Annotated in this window: 13 protein-coding genes; 7 read left to right on the plus strand and 6 right to left on the minus strand. The window is 65.8% G+C overall.

Going from position 1 to position 21,980, the window contains the following annotated elements:
• Positions 1-3: 3 nt before the first annotated feature.
• The 6 genes from J4O76_RS14040 to rpiA form a co-directional block, all read right to left on the minus strand.
• Complete coding sequence (locus J4O76_RS14040; protein ID WP_093399819.1) at positions 4-747, minus strand: HAD-IIB family hydrolase; 744 nt, start codon at positions 745-747, stop codon at positions 4-6.
• Entirely contained in the window at positions 744-1,559 is an 816-nt protein-coding gene (locus tag J4O76_RS14045) for a Cof-type HAD-IIB family hydrolase (RefSeq protein ID WP_426282493.1), read from the minus strand. The genes J4O76_RS14040 and J4O76_RS14045 overlap by 4 nt, the downstream gene beginning before the upstream one ends.
• An 8-nt stretch (positions 1,560-1,567) precedes the next feature.
• Positions 1,568-2,551 carry a phosphogluconate dehydrogenase (NAD(+)-dependent, decarboxylating) gene (gene gnd / locus J4O76_RS14050; RefSeq protein ID WP_426282494.1) on the minus strand — a complete coding sequence of 328 codons (984 nt, stop codon included), beginning with the start codon at positions 2,549-2,551 and terminating at the stop codon, positions 1,568-1,570.
• Between the two features lie 127 nt (positions 2,552-2,678).
• A complete protein-coding gene (tal, locus tag J4O76_RS14055) occupies positions 2,679-3,803 on the minus strand; it encodes a transaldolase (RefSeq protein WP_426282495.1) in 1,125 nt (374 codons plus the stop codon).
• A complete protein-coding gene (gene tkt / locus J4O76_RS14060) occupies positions 3,803-5,893 on the minus strand; it encodes a transketolase (protein ID WP_060527246.1) in 2,091 nt (696 codons plus the stop codon). Before tkt ends, tal begins: the two co-directional genes overlap by 1 nt.
• A 69-nt stretch (positions 5,894-5,962) precedes the next feature.
• Complete coding sequence (gene rpiA / locus J4O76_RS14065; protein ID WP_426282496.1) at positions 5,963-6,643, minus strand: ribose-5-phosphate isomerase RpiA; 681 nt, start codon at positions 6,641-6,643, stop codon at positions 5,963-5,965.
• 527 nt (positions 6,644-7,170) lie between these two features.
• On the opposite strand from rpiA, the gene J4O76_RS14070 reads away from it, so the two are divergent.
• From J4O76_RS14070 to J4O76_RS14100, 7 genes are all read left to right on the plus strand, one after another.
• Positions 7,171-8,355, plus strand: a complete 1,185-nt coding sequence (locus J4O76_RS14070; RefSeq protein ID WP_426282901.1) for an efflux RND transporter periplasmic adaptor subunit — start codon at positions 7,171-7,173, stop codon at positions 8,353-8,355.
• A 6-nt stretch (positions 8,356-8,361) separates the two neighbouring features.
• Positions 8,362-11,655, plus strand: a complete 3,294-nt coding sequence (locus tag J4O76_RS14075) for a multidrug efflux RND transporter permease subunit (protein WP_426282497.1) — start codon at positions 8,362-8,364, stop codon at positions 11,653-11,655.
• A complete protein-coding gene (locus J4O76_RS14080) occupies positions 11,652-13,247 on the plus strand; it encodes an efflux transporter outer membrane subunit (protein WP_426282498.1) in 1,596 nt (531 codons plus the stop codon). The genes J4O76_RS14075 and J4O76_RS14080 overlap by 4 nt, the downstream gene beginning before the upstream one ends.
• 133 nt (positions 13,248-13,380) lie before the next feature.
• Positions 13,381-16,035: an EAL domain-containing protein gene (locus J4O76_RS14085; protein WP_426282499.1), complete on the plus strand. Its 2,655-nt coding sequence runs from the start codon at positions 13,381-13,383 to the stop codon at positions 16,033-16,035.
• Positions 16,036-16,316: 281 nt separating this feature from the next.
• Entirely contained in the window at positions 16,317-17,042 is a 726-nt protein-coding gene (locus J4O76_RS14090; protein WP_426282500.1) for a haloacid dehalogenase type II, read from the plus strand.
• A 105-nt stretch (positions 17,043-17,147) separates the two neighbouring features.
• Positions 17,148-19,253 carry a PAS domain-containing protein gene (locus tag J4O76_RS14095; RefSeq protein ID WP_426282501.1) on the plus strand — a complete coding sequence of 702 codons (2,106 nt, stop codon included), beginning with the start codon at positions 17,148-17,150 and terminating at the stop codon, positions 19,251-19,253.
• A 749-nt stretch (positions 19,254-20,002) separates the two neighbouring features.
• Positions 20,003-21,889: a ribonucleoside-diphosphate reductase subunit alpha gene (locus J4O76_RS14100; RefSeq protein WP_425275435.1), complete on the plus strand. Its 1,887-nt coding sequence runs from the start codon at positions 20,003-20,005 to the stop codon at positions 21,887-21,889.
• The last annotated feature ends 91 nt before the right edge of the window (positions 21,890-21,980 follow it).

Raw genomic sequence — 21,980 nt, forward strand, 5'->3', positions numbered from 1 at the left:
CCCTTACTTCAGGCACGCGACGATTCCGGCGATCGCCGCGAGCGTGCCGTCGACGTTCTTCACCTTCACGACGTCCAGCCCGAGCTGCTCGGCCGGATAATCATTCCCGCCCGGGAAGATCGCGTCGCCGATGAACATCATCTTGTCGAGCGCGATGCCGCTCGCCTCGTTGAGCTTCTTCAGGCCGTAAGCCTTGTCGACACCTTCGCGCGTGATGTCGATCGAGGTCGCGCCGCCCATGTTGATCGACAGCCCCGGCAGGCGCTTCTGCAAGTCGGCCTGGATCACCTTGCGCTTGGCGAAGTCCGGATCCCAGCTGTGCTTGGCATCGATGGGCGCTTCCTGGCCGAGCGCGGAGAACGTGATCTGGCTACCACGATCCTCGATCCGCTCGCCCCAGGTCTTCTCGGGCACGAACCCGGTAGCTTCCAACGACTCGTCGAACGCCTTGAGGATCTTCTGCTTCTCGTCCTCCTCGAACAGCTCGGCATACACCGCGCGCCATTCGCCATCGAACCGGTACAGTTTGGTGCCCGTCGTCGGCATCAGCCACAGCTTGGTGCGATCGGCGCGCTCGGGCAGGCGCGACGCGACCTGCTTTTCGAATTGCGGCCAGTCGCCGCCCGAGATCACCGCGACATGCGCGACGTCGAGCAGATTCGCCAACGCCTCGCCCATCGGCTCCTGCAAGGGCTGCTTGCTCTCGGCCAGCGTTCCATCGAGGTCGAAGGCAACCAACTCTTTCATGCGGAAACTCCAGTAAGGATAAACGTGTCGATCGCGTGCGCGACGCCATCGGCATCGTTCGCGCTGGTAATCTCGTGCGCGACGTCACGGACGGTCTGCGGCGCATTGCCCATCGCGATCGCCAACTTGGCGCGCTTGAGCATCGCGATGTCGTTGGCCTGATCGCCGATCGCCGCGGTCTGCGTCAAGCTGATGCCGAACGCGTCCGCCAGTTCCTCGATCCCGCTGCCCTTGTTGCCGGCCACCGGCGTGATGTCGAGATAATAGGTCTGCGACTGGACGATCGTCGCCTGCGCATCGAACTTGGCGGCGACCTTCGCGTGCAGGTCGCGCAACAAATCCTCATCATCGCTGACGAACGTTACCTTGTCGGCCTTGGCGAGCAGGTCGGTAAAGTCGGAGACGATCACCGGGTCCTGCGCGGAGGCCTTCTTCTCGCTGCCGACATGCCCGCCCTGGTCGGTGCTGGCATACCAGACGTCATCCGCGAAGAACCACGTGTCGACCGGCGCGTCACCGATGATCTCCATCGCGCCGCGAACGACATCGACGTCGATCATGTGGTGCTCGATCACGGTGCCGTCGCGCTTGAATACGATCCCGCCGTTGAACGCGCCCATCGGCTCGTCGATGCCGAGCAAGTCCGCGATCGGCATCATCCCCGAACGCGGGCGTGCGCTGATGATCGTGAAGCCGAGACCCGCCGCCTTCAGTCGCTTGACCGCATCGACGGTCGCGGGCGTCACCTTCTTCTCCTTGTCGACGAGCGTCCCGTCGACATCGGAGACCAGCAGCTTGATTGCCCCGCTCATGCCACCGCTCACTGGGGCATCTCGACATGACCGCCAAAGCCATAGCGCATCGCTGACAACAGCTTGTCGCCGAACGTATGGTCCACGCGGCTGCGATAGCGCGCATACAGCGCCGCGCTCAGCACGTTGGCGGGCACCTTCTCCTCCATCGCCGCGTCGATCGTCCACTGGCCCTCGCCCGAGTCCGCGACGCTGCCGCTGAAGCCTTCGAGCGTACCGTCCTTCGCCAGCGCGATCGCCGACAGGTCGAGCAGCCACGACGAGATCACGCTGCCGCGACGCCAGACTTCGGCGACGTCGGTCAGGTTGATGTCGAAGCGCTCCTCCTCGACGACATGCTCGCCGGACTTGCCCTTGAGGATGTCGAAGCCCTCGGCATAGGCCTGCATCAGGCCGTATTCGATGCCGTTATGGACCATCTTGACGAAGTGCCCGGCGCCCGAGGGGCCCGCGTGGATATAGCCCTTCTCCGCGCGCGGATCGGCCTGGCCTTCGACGCGGCCCGGCGTGCGGACGATCGTTCCCATGCCCGGCGCCAGCGTCTCGAAGATAGGATCGAGCAGGTCGACCGTTTCCTTGTCGCCCCCGATCATCATGCAATAGCCGCGCTCGAGGCCCCACACGCCGCCCGACGTGCCGACGTCGACATAGTGGATGCCCTTCTCGGCCAGTTCCTTCGCGCGGCGGACGTCGTCCTTGTAGAAGCTGTTGCCGCCGTCGATGATGATGTCGCCCGGATTCGACTTCGCGGCGATCGCCTGGACGGTGCTCTCGGTCGGCTCGCCTGCGGGGACCATGACCCACCAGATCGCCGGCGTGTCGAGCTTGGCGAGCATGTCGTCGAGCGAATCCGCCCCGATCGCGCCATCGGCGGCAAGCTTCTTCACGGCTTCGGCATCGCGGTCGAACGCGACGACTTCGTGGCCGTTCTTCATCAACCGGCGCGCAATGTTGCCGCCCATCCGGCCGAGGCCGATCAGTCCGATCTTCATGGGGAATTCCTTGCTTACCCCCTCTCCCCGCCGGGGAGAGGGTTGGGGTGACGGGCAGTTGGGGAGGGCAGCGCTCGCGGCGCCCCTCACCCCGGCCCTCTCCCCAACGGGGAGAGGGAGCAGAAGTTTACGCCGTCGCGGGCTGCTTCTTGGCGATCGAGCCGAGCAGGTCGTCGAACGCCTTCACGAACGACGCGACGCCCTCTTCGACCAGCTTGCCGGTCACGCCGTTGAGGTCGAGACCCAGTCGTTCGGCCTCCGCTAGCGTATGCTTCGCGCCCTCGACGTCCGCCGTGATCGTCTCCGCCGCGGTGCCATGATCGCGAAACGCGTCCATCGTCTTGGGCGGCATCGTGTTGACGGTATCCTTGCCGATCAGCGTGTCGATGTAGAGCGTGTCGGGATAGCTCGGATCCTTAACTCCGGTCGACGCCCACAGAAGGCGCTGCGGTTGCGCACCCTTGGCGGCGAGCGCCTGCCAGCGGTCCGACTTCAGGAAGTCGAGATACCATTGATACGCCATCTTGGCGTTGGCGATCGCGACCTTGCCGCGCACCGCCTTCAGCGCCTCAGCCTCGGCATCGCCCTTCTCCAGGCGCGCATCGATCTCCTTGTCGATCGACGAATCAATCCGGCTGACGAAGAAGCTCGCGACGCTGGCGATCTTGTCGATCGGCTGGCCTTGCTTGACGCGCTCCTCGAGCCCCGCCGCATACGCCTCGGCAACGCGAATGTACGCGTCGAGCGCGAACAGCAGCGTGACGTTGACGTTGATCCCGCTCGCGATCGTCGACGAGATCGCCGGACCGCCCGCAAGCGTCCCCGGGATCTTGATCATCAGGTTCGGCCGGTCGACCATCCCCCACAGCTTCTTCGCCTCCGCGATCGTCGCGTCGGTATCGTCCGAAATATACGGCGACACCTCGAGGCTGACATAGCCATCCTTCGCGGCGAGCTTGTCGTAGACCGGCTTCAACGTCTCCGCCGCCGCCTTGATGTCCTGAATCGCGAGATGCTCGTAACGGTCGATCGTCGCCGCGCCGGCATGCTGCTTATCGTATTCGGCGAGCGTCGAGTCATAGGCGTCGCCATGCCCCATCGCCTTTTCGAAGATCGACGGGTTCGACGTGACGCCGGTCAGGCCGTCCTCGTCGACCAGCTTCTGGAGACCACCGGCCTCCAGGAACTTCCGGTCGACGAAATCGAGCCATACCGCCTGGCCGAAGCCTTCGAGATCGTTGAGCGCACCCATCACTTGGTCTCCATCACTTGGCGGGCGACCTTGACGACATTGTCGACGGTGAACCCGAACTTGTCCTGCAGCTTGGCGAGCGGTGCCGAAGCACCGAAGGTCGACATCGTCACGGTCGCGCCGTCGAGCCCGACATAGCGGTCCCAACCGATCGACCCGGCCATCTCGACCGCAACGCGCGCCCGCACTTCGCGCGGCAACACGCTTTCCTTGTACGCGGCGTCCTGCAGTTCGTAGCGATACCAGCTCGGCATCGACACGACTCGGCTCTTCACGCCGTCCGCGGTCAGCTTCTCGTGCGCCTCGACGACCAGCGACACTTCGCTGCCGGTCGCGATCAGGATCACGTCGGGCGTGCCGTCGCTGTCGGCGAGGACATAGCCGCCCTTCTCGAGCCCGTCTGCGCTTGCATACTTGGTCCGGTCGAGCGTCGGCAGAGCCTGGCGCGACATGATCAGCGCGGCCGGCGTGCTCGCGTCCTTGAGGACCGCCTTCCAGGCCGCGACGACCTCGTTCGCGTCGCTCGGACGGATCGTGTCGAGGCCGGGGATCGCACGCAGCGTCGCGAGATGCTCGATCGGCTGGTGCGTCGGGCCGTCCTCGCCGACACCGATCGAATCGTGCGTGAACACCCAGATCGCGCCGACTTCCATGATCGCCGACAAGCGCACCGGCGCGCGCATGTAGTCGGCGAACACCAGGAAGGTGGAGCCGTAGGAGCGCAGATGCGATAGCGCCATGCCGTTGACGATCGCGCCCATGCCGTGTTCGCGGATGCCGAAGTGGAAGTTCCGACCGGCGTAATTCTCCGCCTCGAACGAGGGCTGACCCTTGATGTCGGTCTTGGTCGACGGCGCGAGATCGGCCGAACCGCCGATCAGCCACGGCACCTTGGCGGCGATCGCGTTGAGCACCTTGCCACCCGAATCACGGCTGGCGACGCCCTTGGCATCCGCCTCGAAGGTCGGGATGTCGGCATCCCAGCCCTCGGGCAGCTCATCCTTGAGCAGCAGGTCGAGCTCGGCGGACAGCTCGGGATAGGCGCCACGATACTTGTCGGTCAGCGCGACCCACTCGTCGCGCAGCTTGGCGCCACGCTCCGCGATCGCACCGTTGAAATGTTCGATCACGCCGTCCGGCACGTAGAACGACTTGTCCTCGGGCCAGCCATACGCCTGCTTGGTAAGGCGGATATTCTCCTCGCCGAGCGGCTCGCCGTGGGCCTTCTCGCTGCCTGCCTTGGGGCTGCCGTAGCCGATCACCGAATGCACGACGATGAAGGTCGGCTTGTCGTTGGTCGCCTTGAACGTCTCGATGGCGCGGCTCAGCGCGGCGGTGTCGTTCGCGTCGTCGATATGGATGACGTTCCAGCCATAGGCATCGAAGCGCAGGCCGACATCCTCGTCGAACGCGAGATCGGTCGCGCCCTCGATCGAGATGTGGTTGCTGTCGTAGATCCAGCACAGATTGCTGAGCTTGAGGTGACCGGCGAGGCTCGCCGCCTCGGCCGAGACGCCCTCCATCATGTCGCCGTCGCCACAGATCGTGTAGACGTCATGGTCGAACAGCGTGAAGCCGTCCTTGTTGTAGCGCGCCGCGAGCCAACGCTCGGCAATCGCCATGCCGACCGAATTGCCGCAACCCTGGCCGAGCGGACCCGTCGTAGTCTCGACACCGGTGGTGTGGCGATATTCGGGGTGACCCGGCGTCTTCGACGACAGCTGGCGGAACTGCTCGATATCCGCGAGGCTGACGGCCTCCTTACCGGTCTTGTTACCGTCCGCATCGATCTCTTCGATCTTGGCGAGGTGAATCAGCGAGTAGAGCAGCATCGACGCATGGCCGACCGACAGCACGAAGCGATCGCGATTCGGCCAGTCGGCGTGCTTGGGATCATAGCGTAGAAACTTCGACCAGAGCGTGTAGCCGACCGGCGCGAGCGCCATGGGGGTGCCGGGATGGCCCGAATTGGCCTTCTGCACCGCGTCCATCGACAGCGTGCGGATGGTATCGATCGCCAGACGCTCGGGGGAGCCGTCCTCGTGCAGCATAGGGTCCGCCTTGGTGGGGGCGGTTGCGGTATCGGTCATGGAAGAAGCCTCGCTCTAGACGGTGACCGAACGCCGCGCATCCGATCTGGTTGCCAACATAGGATGCCTTTAGTCGGATGCACCCATCCGTTCCAGTCGCGTAACGACGCCGTTCGTTGCAATATATGCGGCGTCGACCTCGTCGAGGAACAGGCCGTGGCCGAGAATGCCGGGGATCGCGGCTAGCGTGGCGGCGGTTGCGCGGGGGTCTTCGAGGGTCGCGAAGTGGCAGTCGATGACGAGATTGCCTTGGTCCGTCCGGTAGTTGTCGCGGATGATCGGGGCGGCGGCCATGTCTGTCAGCACACGCATTACATAGGCGATGGCGAAGGGGAGCACTTCGACCGGCAGCTTGGCGGCGCCGATCCGGTCGACGCGTTTGGAGCCGTCGGCGATCACGACCATCCGTGCCGAGGCTGCGGCGACGATCTTTTCCCGCAACATCGCGCCGCCTGCGCCCTTGATGGCGAAGCAGCGCGAGTCGATCTCGTCCGCGCCGTCTATGGTTAGGTCGACATGCGCGATAGTGGCGAAATCGAGGATCTCGATGCCGAGTTCGCGGGCGAGTTTGCCGGAGGCTTCGGAGGTGACGACCGCGCGGATCTGCAGGCGCTCGGCGACTAGTTCGCCGAGCGCCTGGATTGCGAACGCCGCGGTCGAGCCGGTCCCGAGCCCGACTAGCATCCCGTCCCGCACCTCGGCCACAGCCGCAACGGCAGCCGCCTTCTTGTCGTCATCGATCGAAGCCATCGGCCCACCCTTCCGTCATGCCGGGCTTGTTCCGGCATCCACGCTTGAACACATCCCAGAGGATTTAGTTTGGACAAGAGGATTTAGTTTGGGGGACCCGCGCACAAAGCACCACCCCGGCGGAGGCCGGGGCCCAGTTGGAAAGGTCGCCGTAACGACGGACCGCCCTCCGTTAGCACCGTCCCCCAACTGGGCCCCGGCCTCCGCCGGGGTGGTGCGGTGTTCATCCTGGGTGGTGCACGGGATTGCGGGAGTGCGCCCCCTCCTTGTTCTCCCGCGAAGGCGGGAGCCCAGTCTGGATCCCCGCCTTCGCGGGGAAACAATCTTCTTGGTCTGCCGGGGGCGTTTCACCCCCAGACAATCAAACAGGTTACTCTTTCTTCCCTATTTCTCGCCTCCGCTTTTCAACTGACATACTTCTGGTACATCCTCGTGGTTTAGGCCGACCAACAGCTGCCACCACCGATCGCGAGCGGATACCAAACTTGATAGCCACACGATTTTCCACGCGGCGGTGCGCCCTACTGCTGGTGCCCGCCCTGGCGCTCGCCGCCTGTTCGGGCGGCGGCGACAAGGCGCAAGGCAAGGCAGGCCGTGGTGGCCAACCGGGCCAGGGCACGCCGACCGTCGGCTATGTCGTCGTCCAGCCGACCAGCGTCGCGATGACCACCGAGCTCAGCGGCCGCACCACCGCGTTCGAAAGCTCGGACGTCCGCCCCCAGGTCACCGGCATCATCCGCCGCCGCTTCTTCACCGAGGGCACGCTCGTCAAGAAAGGCCAGCCGCTCTACGAGATCGACCCGCGTCTCTACCGCGCCGCCGCCAACGAGGCGCAGGCCAACCTCCAGAGTGCGCGCGCCAACCAGCAGGCGCAGACCATCCTCGCACAGCGCTACAAGCCGCTCGCCGAGATGGAGGCGATCAGCAAGCAGGATTACACCAACGCGGTCGCCACCTCGCGCCAGGCCACCGCCTCGGTCGCGCAGACCCGCGCCGCGCTCGAGACCGCGCAGATCAACCTCAAGTTCACGACCGTCCCCGCACCGATCACCGGGCGCATCGGCCGCTCGCTGTTCACCGTCGGTGCGCTCGTCTCCGCGACGCAGACCGACCCGCTCGCGCAGATTCAGCGGCTCGATCCGATGTTCGTCGACATCCAGCAATCCTCCGGCGATCTGCTCGCGCTGCGCCGCTCGCTCGGCCAGAACGGCATCGTCGCGACTCGCGCCGAAGTCCGCCTGACGCTCGAGGATGCCAGTGAATATGGCGCGACCGGCACCGTCGAGTTCGCCGAAGCGCTGGTCAACACCGAGACCGGCACCGTGACGCTGCGCGCGCGCTTCCCCAATCCGCAGGGGCTGCTGCTGCCCGGCATGTTCGTCCAGGCCAAGTTCGCGCAGGCGATCAACCAGCGCGCGTTCCTCGTGCCGCAGGCGGGCGTGTCGCGCGATGCGAAGGGCAATGCCACGGTCTATGTCGTCGATGCGAACAACAAGGCGGTACAGAAGAAGATCAAGGCGGACCGTACGCAGGGCGCGTTCTGGGTCGTCACCAGCGGGCTCAACCCAGGCGATAAAATCATCACGCAAGGCCTGTCGAAGATCGCACCGAACCAGGGCGTGAAGCCGGTGCTGGAAAACACCGCGCAGAAGATCGAAGCGCCCAAGGATGACTCCTCCGGTGGCGACTCCAGCCAGAAAAAGGCCGGCTAAGCCCTTATGTTGTCCCGTGTCTTCATCGATCGCCCGATCTTCGCCTGGGTGCTCGCGATCATCGTGATGCTCGGCGGCATCGGCGCGATCATGAGCCTGCCGATCGCGCAGTACCCCGACGTCGCGCCGCCGCAAGTGACCGTCCGCGCGTCCTTCCCGGGTGCCAACGCGCAGACGATCCAGAACAGCGTCACGCAGGTCGTCGAGCAGTCGCTGACGGGTATCGACGGGCTGATCTATTTCAGCTCGTCCTCGTCGTCGCGCGGCTCGGTGAACATCACGGTGACGTTCGAGAAGGGCACCGATCCCGATATCGCGCAGGTCCAGGTCCAGAACCAGGTCCAGCAGACGCTGTCCCGCCTGCCGCAACAGGTCCAGCAGCAGGGCCTCGTCGTCCGCAAGTCGAATCCGGACAACCTCCTGATCGTCGGCGTCTATGACGAGACCGACAAGCTCACCAACCAGGACGTCTCGGACTATCTCGTCTCCAACCTGCAAGACCCGCTCGGCCGTATTCCGGGCATCGGCGACAGCAACGTGTTCGGCGCGCAATACGCGATGCGGATCTGGCTGAACCCGAACAAGCTCGCCAGCTACCAGCTGATCCCGAGCGACGTGACGACCGCGATCCAGGCGCAGAACACCGAAGTCGCGGCCGGCGAACTCGGCGGCCAGCCCCAGCCCGACACGCAGATGCTCAACGCGACCGTCACCGCACAGTCGCGCCTCCAGACGCCCGAGCAGTTCGCCAACATCATCCTGAAGACGACCAACGACAGCGCCGTGGTCAAGCTGCGCGACGTCGCCCGGATCGAGCTGGGCGCGGAGAACTACAACGCGCGCAGCCGCGTCAACGCGCATCCCGGCGCCGGTATCGCGGTGCTGCTTGCGCCGGGCGCCGACGCGCTCAAGACCGCCGAGCTGGTCAAGGCGTTCGTCGCCAAGTCTGCCAAGAGCTTCCCGCCCGGTCTGAAATTCGCCTACGCCAACGACACCACAGACTTCATCAAGCTGTCGATCGACGAGGTCGTGAAGACGCTGATCGAAGCCGTCATCCTCGTCGTCATCGTGATGTTCGTGTTCCTGCAAAGCTGGCGCGCGACGCTGATCCCGACGATCGCGGTCCCGGTCGTGCTGCTCGGTACGTTCGGCGTGTTCTATCTGGCCGGCTTCTCGATCAACACGTTGACGCTGTTCGGACTGGTGCTCGCGATCGGCCTGCTGGTCGACGACGCGATCGTCGTGGTCGAGAACGTCGAGCGCCTGATGGAGGAAAATCCCGAGATGACGCCTCGGGAGGCGACGATCGAATCGATGAACGAGATCACCGTCGCACTGGTTGCGATCGCGCTCGTGCTGTCTGCGGTGTTCCTGCCGATGGCGTTCTTCGGCGGATCGACCGGCGTGATCTATCGCCAGTTCTCGCTGACGATGGTGTCGGCGATGGTCCTGTCGGTGCTCGTCGCGCTGATCCTCTCCCCCGCCCTCACCGCGACGCTGCTCAAGCAGAAAAAGAAGGACGCCGACGGCAACACCGAGAAGAGCTGGGGCGAACGTAAATTCCCGAAAGTAGCGCACTTTTTCACGCGCGCTGGCGACAAGTTCAACAGCGGGTTCGAGAAGGGCACGCAGAAATACACCAGTGCGGTGCAGTCGGTGATCGACCGCAAGTGGCTGTTCCTGCTGATCTACGCGGTGATCGTCGCGGTGCTCGCGGTGCTGTTCCTGCGCCTGCCGACGGGCTTCCTGCCGACCGAGGATCAGGGCTCGGGCATCGTCCAGTTCCAGCTGCCCGCCGGCGCCACGCAAGGCCGCACCTTCGCGTTGCAAAAGCAGATCGAGCAATATTACTACACCAACGAGAAGGCCAACGTCCGCACGATGTTCACCGTCAGCGGTGGCGGCGGCGGCGGCGCAAGCGGCCAGAACACGGGCCAGGGCTTCATCGCGTTCGCACCGTGGGATGATCGCAAGGGCAAGGAAAACACCGCGGAGGCGATCACTGGTCGCGCGTCGAAGGCGTTCGCCGGGTTCCGCGACGCGCAGGTCTATTCGCTGGTACCACCGGCCGTGCGCGGTCTTGGTTCGTCGAACGGCTTCACGATGGAGTTGCAGAACGCAGGCGGGCTCAGCCAGGTCGAGTTCAACGCCGCACGCGACAAGCTGCTCGCGCTCGCCCGCGCCGACTCGTCGCTGACCGCGATCCGCCTGACCGAACTGCCCGACGTCGCCACGTTGCGCGTCGATGCCGACCAGCAGAAATTGTCGACGCTCGGTCTCACTCAGGCGAACGTGAACTCGACGCTGTCGACCGCGTGGGGTGGGCAATACGTCAACGACTTCATCGACCGCGGCCGCGTCAAGCGCGTCTATGTCCAGGGCGACGCGCAGTTCCGTGCGCAGCCATCGGACCTCAGCCAGTGGTTCGTGCGCGGATCGAACGGCCAGATGGCGCCGTTCTCGTCGTTCGCGAAGACCAGCTGGGGTCAGGCACCGACGACGCTGTCGCGGTTCAACGGCATCGCCTCGTACGAGATCCAGGGCTCGGGCGCGCCCGGCGTCAGCTCGGGCGACGCGATGGAGAAGATCGCGCAGCTTGCCGGCCAGATCCCCGGCACGTCGGTCGCATGGTCGGGCCTGTCGTATCAGGAACGCCTGTCCTCGGGTCAGGCACCGATCCTCTACGGCCTGTCGCTGCTGGTCGTGTTCCTGTGCCTCGCCGCGCTGTACGAAAGCTGGTCGATCCCGATCGCGGTGCTGCTGGTGATCCCATTGGGCCTCGTCGGCGCGATCCTCGCGGTGACGCTGCGGGGGCTGATCAACGACGTGTATCTCCAGATCGGCCTGCTGACGACGATGGGGCTGGCGGCGAAGAACGCGATCCTGATGATCGAGTTCGCCGAGCAGGAGGAGAAGAAGGGCAAGCGCGTCATCGAGGCGGCGCTGTCCGCGGCGAAGATCCGGTTGCGCCCGATCCTGATGACGTCGTTCGCGTTCATCCTCGGCGTGTTGCCGCTCGCGCTGTCGACCGGTGCTGGTGCGAACAGCCGCATCGCGATCGGCACGGCAGTGGTCGGCGGCATGCTGACCGCGACGATCCTCGCGATCTTCTACATCCCGCTGTTCTTCGTCCTCGTCCGCCGCGGCGCGCGTGATGGCATCGCCAAGCTGCGGGGCAAGCCGACCGGCTTCCAGGGCCATGATGGCCACGACCATGATGGCCACGGATCTGATGGCGATCACAACGAACCGCTCGGACCACCCGAACCACAGGGCCCTCACCGGCCGGAGCCCGCATGATGCGCTCGCTAGTCCTGATCCTCGCCGCATCGACTGCAATCGCCGGCTGCTCGCTCGCCCCGAAATACGCGCGCACCGAACTTCCCGTCCCGCCGTCGCTCCCGGTCGGCGACGCGTATCTGCGCCAGTCGGAGGCAGCGCTGCCCGCGATCACCTACCGCGATGTCTTCAAGGACCCGCGGCTCCAGCAGATCATCGTCCAGGCGCTCGCCAACAACCGCGATCTGCGCGTCGCCGCCGCCAACATCGCGTCGACCCGCGCCCAATACCGCATCCAGCGCGCCGACCTGCTGCCGCAGGTCGATGCCAGCGGCCGCTACAGTTATTCGGGCGGCGGCAGGGGTACGCGGAACACCGTTACGAGCGGCGGAACGGGCGGTAACACCGGCACTGGAACGGGCACCGGAAATACGGGAACGGGTACCGGTACGGGCGGCGTCGGTTCGGGCGGAACAGGTACCGGCGCCGGCACCGGATCGGTCGTCAGTTCTTCCAGCTCGAACAGCGCCTTCTCGGTCGATCTCGGTACGACCGCATTCGAGCTCGACCTGTTCGGCCGCATCCGTTCGCTCACCAGCGCCGCGCTCGATCGCTATTTCGCGACCGAAGCCGCCGCGCGCGCCACCCGCCTGACGCTGGTCGGCGACATCGCCGATGCGTGGCTCACCTACGCGTCGGACCAGAGCCTGCTCAAGATCGCGCAGGACACCGTCACGAGTTCGCAGCGCAGCGTCACGCTGACCAACGCGCGATTGCGCGGCGGCGTCGCCCCACGCACCGATCTCCGCCAGGCACAGCAAATCCTGTTCACCGCGCAGTCCGACCTCGCGCAACAGCGCACCGCGCTCGCGCAGGACGTCAACGCGCTGCAACTGCTCGTCGGCGCGCCGGTCGATGCCAGCCTGTTGCCAGCCTCGATCGAACAGGCGCTACCGACCGTCGCCGCGCTGCCCGCAGGGCTCGACAGCAGCATCCTCTTGCGCCGTCCAGACGTCGTCGAATCGGAATACCAGCTCCGCGCCACCAACGCCGAGATCGGCGCAGCACGCGCGGAACTGTTCCCGAAGATCTCGCTGACCGGTATCCTCGGGTTCGCCAGCACGTCGCTGACCTCGCTGTTCAGCGGCGGCGCGTTCAACTATTCGGTCGCGCCCTCGGTCAGCTACCCGATCTTCCGCGCCGGTGCCGGGATCGCCGGCGTCGCCTATTCGAAGGCGCAACGCGATGCCGCGCTCGCGACCTACGAAAAGACGATCCAGACCGCGTTCCAGGAAACCGCTGACGCACTCGCGCGCCAGGGGACCATCGCCGACCAGCTGAAGGCGAACCAAAACTTCTCCGAGGCAGCCCTCGACACCTACCGCCTGTCCGATGCGCGCTATCGCGGCGGGATCGACACCTTCCTCAACTCGCTCGACGCGCAACGCTCGCTCTACACCGCGCAGCGCAACCTCGTCGCGACGCAGCTCGTCGGCGCGAGCAACCGCGTGACGCTGTACCGCGTGCTAGGCGGTGACTCGACGCTCGAAGCCACCGCCGGCGGTCCCCAACCGGTAACGATGAGCGGCGCACCGCGGCCGGAAACGGACTGAAACGTCGGAGGGAACGGACGAGCCAGACGCAACTCCGTCCTCTCCGCCTTTATAACGCACTGAGCGGACGAAGTTTTTTTCGCGTCCCGCCAATCTTACCGTCTCAGCAAGATATTCCAGTCAGAACGGTTGGATGTACGCCCCCCTCCCCGTCGCGGATCGCCGCGCGCGCGATCGATCGCCAGCCCCCGCCGTGTTTGGGCTTGGCGAGGATGCGCGCGAACAGGTTGCCGAACTCCTCGATCGCAAACTCGCGCAGGTCGCGGAAACCTGGCCGATCGCGATTGCCACGCAGATGGTCGGCTGTGCCCTCCTCGTCGCGCTTGCGCTGATCGCATCGCCTGCCGCCGGTCTTGGCACTATCGTCCCGTCGATCGGCATCCATGCCGCGATCCTGGCGGCGCTGTCCGCAGGCGTGTTCGGCATGTTGCGGCTACCGGGATTGCGCGAATGGCCTGCCTATAAGCGCAACCGCGCGCTTACCGTCGGCGTCGCGGGAGTCGCCGCGCTGTCCCTGTCACTGTTGTGGGCCGTTGCGCGCGCGCCGTCGGGGTCGCTGCAACTCGCCTGCTGCGTCGCGGTGCTGGGGATGATCGCGGTGACCGCGGTCAGCGTCCATGCGGTACGCGCCGCGACGCTCGGGCTCGGCACTGGGATCGTCGTGATGCTCGCGGTCTGCGCGGGGATCGGCGCGCCGCTGGCAGTCGCGATCGTGTTCCTCGGCAGCTTGGGGATCGTCGCGCACCGCCTCGCGCGGATCGACGTCGCGCAGGAGCTGCACCGCGCCGAGAACGCGAACGAAGGCCGCCTCGCGATCCGGATGGTCGCCGAATTCGAGGACCAGGGCACCGGCTGGTTCTGGGAGGCCGACCGGCAGGGCCGCCTGACTTATCTGTCCGCCAAGGTGACCGACGAACTCGGCCTCGCCGACGACGCGGTCGGGCAACCGCTCACCGACCTGTTCCGCATGGACAACGATGCGCCCGGCACCGAACGGACGCTCGCCTTCCACATCGCCTCGCGCACGTCGTTTTCGGACTATTCGGTGTGCGCCGCGACCTCGCCCGATTGCGAACGCTGGTGGTCGATCTCGGGGAGGCCGGTGGTCGACGATCTCGGGCGCTTCCAGGGGTTCATCGGCTCCGGCCGCGACCTGACCGAACAACGCAAGTCCGAGGCTGAGATCACGCGGCTGGCGCTGTTCGACGGGCTCACCGGGCTCGCCAACCGCCAGCGGATGCGCTCGTCGCTCGACAAGACGCTCGCGCAGAAGACCGGTCCGTACCGCGCGACGTCGCTGTTCCTGATGGATCTCGATCGGTTCAAGGCGGTCAACGATACGCTGGGCCACCAGGCGGGCGACACACTGTTGAAACAGGTCGCGCAACGGCTCCAGCGCGGGATCGCGGATGCGGGGCTGGTCGGGCGGCTGGGTGGCGACGAGTTCCAGGTCGTGCTGCCCGGCATCGCCGACCGCGACACGCTCGCCGCGTTGTCGCGTGAAGTGATCGCATCGCTGTCCGAACCCTATTTCATCAGCGGGACGTCGGTCACGATCGGCTGCTCGATCGGCATCGCGATCGCACCCGACGACGGCGACGATGCCGAGACGCTCGTCCGCAACGCCGATCTCGCGCTGTACGCCGCCAAGGCCGACGGCCGCGGTGTCCACCGCTTCTATTCGGACGACATGCTGACCGGCGCGCGCACCCGGAAACTGCTCGAGGACGATTTGCGCGCGGCGATCTCGGATGGCGCGTTCCACCTCTGCTACCAGCCGATCGTCAGCACGAAGTCGGCGCAGATCGTCGGCTACGAAGCACTGATCCGTTGGGACCACCCGACGCGGGGACTCGTCTCGCCCGCCGACTTCATTCCGGTCGCGGAGGAATGCGGACTGATCGAGGCGATCGGCGAATGGGTGCTGCGGACCGCGTGCCTGGAGGCAGCGCGCTGGCCCGGTTCGGTGCGCGTCGCGGTCAACGTCTCGCCGATCCAGTTCGCCAACCCTGCTTTGCCTTCGCTCGTCACCAGCGCGCTCGCGCAGTCGGGCATCGCCGCGGGCCGCCTCGAACTGGAGATCACCGAAGGCGTGTTCCTCGACGAGACGCGCTCGTCGGAACAGATGTTCAAGGCGCTGAAGGGGATCGGCGTGCGACTTGCGCTGGACGATTTCGGCACCGGTTATTCGTCGCTCGGCTACTTACGCAACGCCCCGTTCGACAAGATCAAGATCGACCAGTCGTTCGTGCGCGGTGCCGCCGAGCCGGGCAACCGCAACGCGGCGATCATCAAGGCGATCGTCACGCTCGCCGACACGCTGGGCATGGAAACGACCGCCGAAGGGGTCGAGGTGCAGGACGAGATCGACCTGATCCGCGACCTCGGGTGCAGCCATATCCAGGGCTATGTCTATGGTCGCCCGGTCCGCGCGGACGAGGCTTTGCGGCAATTGGGCGTCGAGAACGGCACCGCCGCCGCGAGCGGCTTCAAGGTGAGTCGCGCGCCGCGCACCAAGATGCTGCGCTCCGCCCGGATCGCGATCGACGGGGTTCGCGGGGACGTCCGCATCCGCGACATATCGACCTCGGGCGCGATGCTCGACGGGCTGCGGATCGACGGCAACCCCGACGGCGTCGAGATGCAGATCGAACTGGTCGAGGACCAGATGTTCGGCGCCCGCATCCGCTGGGCCCGCGCCGGCAAGGCGGGGATCGAGTTCCACGAGGCGTTCAACCTGGAACGGCTGAACCAGGGCCACTCAGCGCGTCTGCGCCGGACTGGGTGAGTTAGGCGGACCGAGCAGCAGTCAGTCCGACTTTGCGGGAGACCGGTAAAAGGCCACCACCCCGGCGGAGGCCGGGGCCCAATTGGAGAGGTCGTCGTAACTGCGAACGACGTTCGCCAATCCACGTTTCCCAATTGGGCCCCGGCCTCCGCCGGGGTGGCGGATGAGCCGCCGGGGTGGTGGATAACGTCCCGAGTCCCCCGCTCAACGACGGCCTGCGCAAAGGTCCGGGAGTCCCCCATTCCCGGGAACCAACCGCCGCCTCCCACCGTCTCACCCTCATGGTACATCGCGCCCCGATCAAAGCCCTCGCGTTCGACGTGTTCGGCACCGTGGTCGACTGGCGCTCGGGCATCGCGCGCGACGCCGCGCCCGTGCTCGCGCGCCTCGGCCGCACCGATATCGATCCGCACCGCTTCGCCGACGGCTGGCGCCAACGCTATCAACCGGCGCTCGAGGAGGTCCGCAGCGGACGGCGACAGTTCGTCATTCTCGACACCATCCACCGCGAGGCACTCGAAGACCTGCTCCGTCACCACGGCGTCGACCCGGCTGCCGTGGACGAAGATACGCTCACCGACCTGACTCACGCCTGGCACCGGCTCGATCCCTGGCCCGACTCGGTCGAGGGCCTCACCCGCCTCAAGACGCGTTACCCGGTCGTCACGCTCAGCAACGGCAACATCGCACTGATGCTGGAGATGGCGCGCCGCGGTGGCCTGCCCTGGGACGCGATCCTCGGGGCGGAAGTCAGCCGCGTCTACAAGCCGCTTCCCGAATCCTACCTCGCCACCGCGCGTTTTCTCGGCATCGATTCCGGCGAACTCTGCCTCGTCGCCGCGCATCACAGCGACCTTGCCGCGGCGCGCGCCGCCGGCCTGCAGACCGCCTATGTCGACCGCCCGCACGAATATGGCGGCCGGCCCGCGCCCGACGCGGATGCCGTGCAGGATTGGGACCATAGCGTCGACAGCCTGACGCGCCTGGCGGACGAACTGTGCCGATGACCCGCCGACCTGCCCGCGAACCGGTGGAAACGCGCGTTGCAGCCCCGTATCGAACGCGCACCGGCGTAAAATTCGGCCCGGCGTGCGACCCGGCAGGACTTTGAGATGACCACACAGACGGCCGAGGCCGATTTCCTGACCGGTGGCGGCGAGATGGCCGCGATGATCCGCGCGCATGACTGGTCGTCGTCGCCGCTGGGGTCGATCGAGCACTGGCCGCAGTCGCTGCGCTCGATCGTCTCGTTGATGCTCGCATCCGAGTTCGCGATGTGCCTCGCCTGGGGGCCCGAGCTCGGCTTCCTCTACAACGACCATTACGCGCGCATCATGCACGACAAGCACCCGCAGGCGCTCGGCCGGCGGTTCGCCGACGTGTGGGCGGATGTCTGGAGCGATATCAGCCCCCTGGTCGACAAGGCGCTGGCGGGCGAAGCGTCGTTCTTTGAAAACCTGCCGCTCGTCACCGACCGCAAGGGCTATGACGAGCATGCCTGGTTCACCTTCTCCTACTCGCCCGTCCGCGATGAAAGCGGCACGATCGCAGGCATGTTCTGCTCGACCTACGAAAGCACCGAGCGCGTCCAGACCGAACGCGCGCTGCGTGACGAGCGCGAGCGGATGAGCCAGATGTTCGCGCAGGCGCCGACCTTCATGGCGATGCTGCGCGGGCCCGAGCACCGGTTCGAACTGACCAACCCCGGCTACGACAAGCTGGTCGGCCACCGAGAGATGCTGGGCCGAACCGTTGCCGAAGCGTTGCCCGACGCGGTCGAACAGGGGTTTCTGGACCTGCTCGACGATGTGTATGCGACAGGCGAAGCGTTCACGGCGGTGGGCATGCTCTATGCCGTTCAGGCTGAACCCGGCGGTTCGGTCAACGACCGCTACGTCGATTTCGTCTACCAACCGATCCGCGACGCGACCGGTGCGGTCGTGGGCATTTTCGTCGAAGGCGCGGACGTCACCGACCGCAAGCGGCTCGAACGCGACCTGCAGTCGCTCAACGCCGACCTCGAACAGCGCGTTCGCGATCGTACGCAGGAGCTGGTCGAGGCGCAGGAGGCACTCCGCCAGGCGCAGAAGATGGAGGCGGTCGGCCAGCTCACCGGTGGCATCGCGCACGATTTCAACAATCTGTTGCAAGGCATCACCGGCAGCCTGGAGATCGTCCAGCGCCGCGTTGCGCAGGGGCGTGTCGGCGAGCTCGATCGCTTCATCACCGGCGCGACCACCGCCGCCAACCGCGCCGCCTCGCTCACCCACCGCCTGCTGGCGTTCTCCCGCCGCCAGCCGCTCGATCCGCGCCCGGTCAAGGTCAACCCGCTGGTCGCCTCGCTCGAAGACCTGCTCCGCCGCACCACGGGTGAGCAGATCGAACTCGAGTTGGTGCTTGGCGCCGGCCTGTGGACGACATTGTGCGATCCCAACCAGCTCGAGAACTCGCTGCTAAACCTCGTCATCAACGCGCGCGACGCGATGCCGCATGGTGGCAAGCTGACGATCGAGACCTGCAACGCGCACCTCGATGACCATTTCACCGCCAGCCAGCGCGACGTCCGGCCCGGCCATTACGTCTGCATCTGCGTATCCGACACCGGCACCGGCATGTCCGCCGCCACCATCGCCAAGGCGTTCGAGCCGTTCTTCACGACCAAGCCGATCGGCCAGGGGACCGGGCTCGGCCTGTCGATGATCTACGGCTTCGCGCGCCAGTCGGAGGGCTATGCGCGGATCTATAGCGAGCTCGGCCAGGGCACGACGATCAAGCTGTATTTGCCTCGTCACTACGGCGAAGCGGGGCAGGACGAGGCGCTGCCCGGCCTGACCCAGGAGCATGTCACCGATGCCGGCGAGATCGTGCTGGTGGTCGAGGACGACTCAGTCGTTCGCGCGCTGATCGTCGAGGTATTGGGCGAGCTCGGTTACCGGGCGGTCGAGGCGCATGATGGCCCGGCGGGACTCGACAAGCTGCGGACGATGGAGCGCGTCGACTTGCTCGTCACCGACATCGGCCTGCCCGGCCTGAACGGTCGCCAGGTCGCCGATGCGGGTCGTGCGCTGCGTCCGGGGCTCCGCGTACTGTTCATGACGGGCTATGCGGAGAATGCCGCGCTGGCGTCGGGCTTCCTGGAGCCGGGGATGTCGATGATCACCAAGCCGTTTGCGATGGAAGCGCTGGCGACGCAGATCCGGACGATGATCGAGGGGTAAGGCGGACAGGACACGCCAACCAACCGCCGCCACCTCGGCGGAAGCCGGGGCCCAAGTGGAAAGGTCGCAGTAACGACGCGACGCGCTCAGTTGGCAACGTCCCCCAACTGGGCCCCGGCCTCCGCCGGGGTGGTGGGGTTTTCGCGGCATGGTGAGGTCCTGGCGGGGCGATGCTCTCGTTTTGGAAGAGGAAGAACGCCCCATTCCGTTCCCCCGCGAAGGCGGGGGTCCAGGAATCAAGTAGGACGACGTTCGTGGCTCCTGGGCCCCCGCCTTCGCGGGGGAACTAGAAGGGGGCACCCCACATCCAGTGCCCCTACTCTCACACCCCTCGAAGCAACATTTGCCATCTTCCGCGCTTAAATAATTTTTCGTTCCCGCTTCGCCCCCTTGCGCATCGTGAACCCCGCAGAAGTCCACGCGTCGCGAATATCCCGCTCGCCCAACCCCGCGACGAACGCGACGAACCGAGCCCTCGACCACCCCCGCACCCCCTTGCGTCTCTTCGCTCTTTGGCACAATCTCTTGGGGTTGCGTTCGGGGGCGGACCCAATCGCTGGTAGAACAACCCTCGCATAGCCATATGCGATATGACCGTAAGCGCGCCTTCCACCGCCGCGATGGTCACTTTTTGTTCTCCCGTTAGGGGCCGTCCGATGGTAGCATGGCGACAGGCGACCGATTCGAACGAATACAGAACACTAGGAGCGGTTTCGATGGATTTCAGAGACAGCAGCCGGGATAGCGACATGACCACAGACACGATCGAACAGACCACCGCCACGCCCGCAGCAGAGGCTCCCAAGGCCCCGCGCCAGGCACAGGACAGCCATTCCGTGCGCGCGCAGATCTACCCGGTCGAGGTCGATCACAGCCGCGACGCGCTGCTGACCGAATTCGGCAAGGACACGCTGAAGGATCGCTACCTGCTTCCGGGCGAGAGCTACCAGGACCTGTTCGTCCGCGTCGCGTCGGCCTATGCCGACGACGCCGGCCATGCGCAGCGGCTGTACGACGCGATCTCGAAGCTCTGGTTCATGCCCGCCACCCCCGTTCTGTCGAACGGCGGCACCGGTCGCGGCCTGCCGATCTCGTGCTATCTCAACTCGGTCCCCGACAGCCTCGGCGGCATCGTCGATACCTGGAACGAGAATGTCTGGCTCGCCTCGCGCGGCGGCGGCATCGGCACCTATTGGGGCAACGTCCGCGGCATCGGCGAGCCGGTCGGCCTCAACGGCAAGACCAGCGGCATCATCCCGTTCGTCCGCGTCATGGATTCGCTCACGCTCGCGATCAGCCAGGGTTCGCTGCGCCGCGGTTCGGCCGCCGTCTATCTCGACGTCTCGCACCCCGAGATCGAGGAATTCCTCGAAATCCGCAAACCCTCGGGCGATTTCAACCGCAAGGCGCTGAACCTGCACCACGGCGTGCTGATCACCGACGACTTCATGGAAGCCGTCCGCAACGGCGAGGAATGGCACCTCCGCTCGCCGAAGGACCAGGCGATCCGCGCCACCGTCGACGCGCGCTCGCTGTTCCAGAAGCTCGTCGAGACACGTCTCCAGACCGGTGAGCCGTACATCGTCTTCGCCGATCACGTGAACAAGGCGATGCCCAAGCATCACCGCGAGTTGGGCCTCAAGGTCTCGACCTCGAACCTGTGCTCGGAGATCACGCTGCCGACCGGCAAGGATCACCTCGGCAACGAGCGTACCGCGGTCTGCTGCCTGTCGTCGCTGAACCTCGAGACCTGGGATCAGTGGAAGGACGAGAAGGGCCTGATCGAGGACGTCATGCGCTTCCTCGACAACGTGCTGCAGGATTACATCGACCGTCACGAACCCGGCATGGAACGCGCCGCCTACTCCGCGGGCCGCGAACGCTCGGTCGGGCTCGGCGTGATGGGCTTCCACAGCTTCCTCCAGGCACGCGGCATCCCGTTCGAGGGCGCGATGGCGAAGTCGTGGAACTTGCGCATGTTCAAGCACATCAGCAGCCAGGCGAACGAAGCCTCGATGCAGCTCGCGATCGAGCGCGGCCCCTGCCCCGATGCCGCCGATGTCGGCGCGATGGAGCGGTTCAGCTGCAAGATGGCGATCGCGCCGACCGCATCGATCTCGATCATCTGCGGCGGCACGTCGGCGTGCATCGAGCCGATCCCGGCGAACATCTACACGCACAAGACGCTGTCGGGCAGCTTCTCGATCAAGAACCCGTATCTCGAAAAGATGCTGAGCGAGAAGTCGAAGAACTCGGACGCCGTTTGGAACTCGATCCTCGAACAGGGCGGCTCGGTCCAGCATCTCGACTTCCTCTCGGTCGAGGAAAAGGACTGCTACAAGACGAGCTTCGAGATCGACCAGCGCTGGCTGCTCGAACTCGCCGCCGATCGCACGCCGTACATCGACCAGGCGCAGTCGCTGAACCTGTTCATCCCCGCGGACGTCGAGAAGTGGGACCTGCTGATGCTCCACTTCCGCGCGTGGGAGCTCGGCATCAAGTCGCTCTATTACCTGCGTTCGAAGTCGGTACAGCGCGCGGGCTTCGCCGGCGGTGTCGAGGCGGACAACACCATCGACCTGCGCCAGATCGACGTCGAGTCGAAGGATTACGATGAGTGCCTTGCCTGCCAGTAATGCCTCTCGGCGTTCAAGCGTGACCCCGGCCCGTGACACGCGGACCGGGGCGCGCCTGACGCAAAAAACCCCGGCCCGCGCGAAGCGGACC

The organism is Sphingomonas sp. NFX23, assembly GCF_049887795.1.
Classification (GTDB): domain Bacteria; phylum Pseudomonadota; class Alphaproteobacteria; order Sphingomonadales; family Sphingomonadaceae; genus Sphingomonas.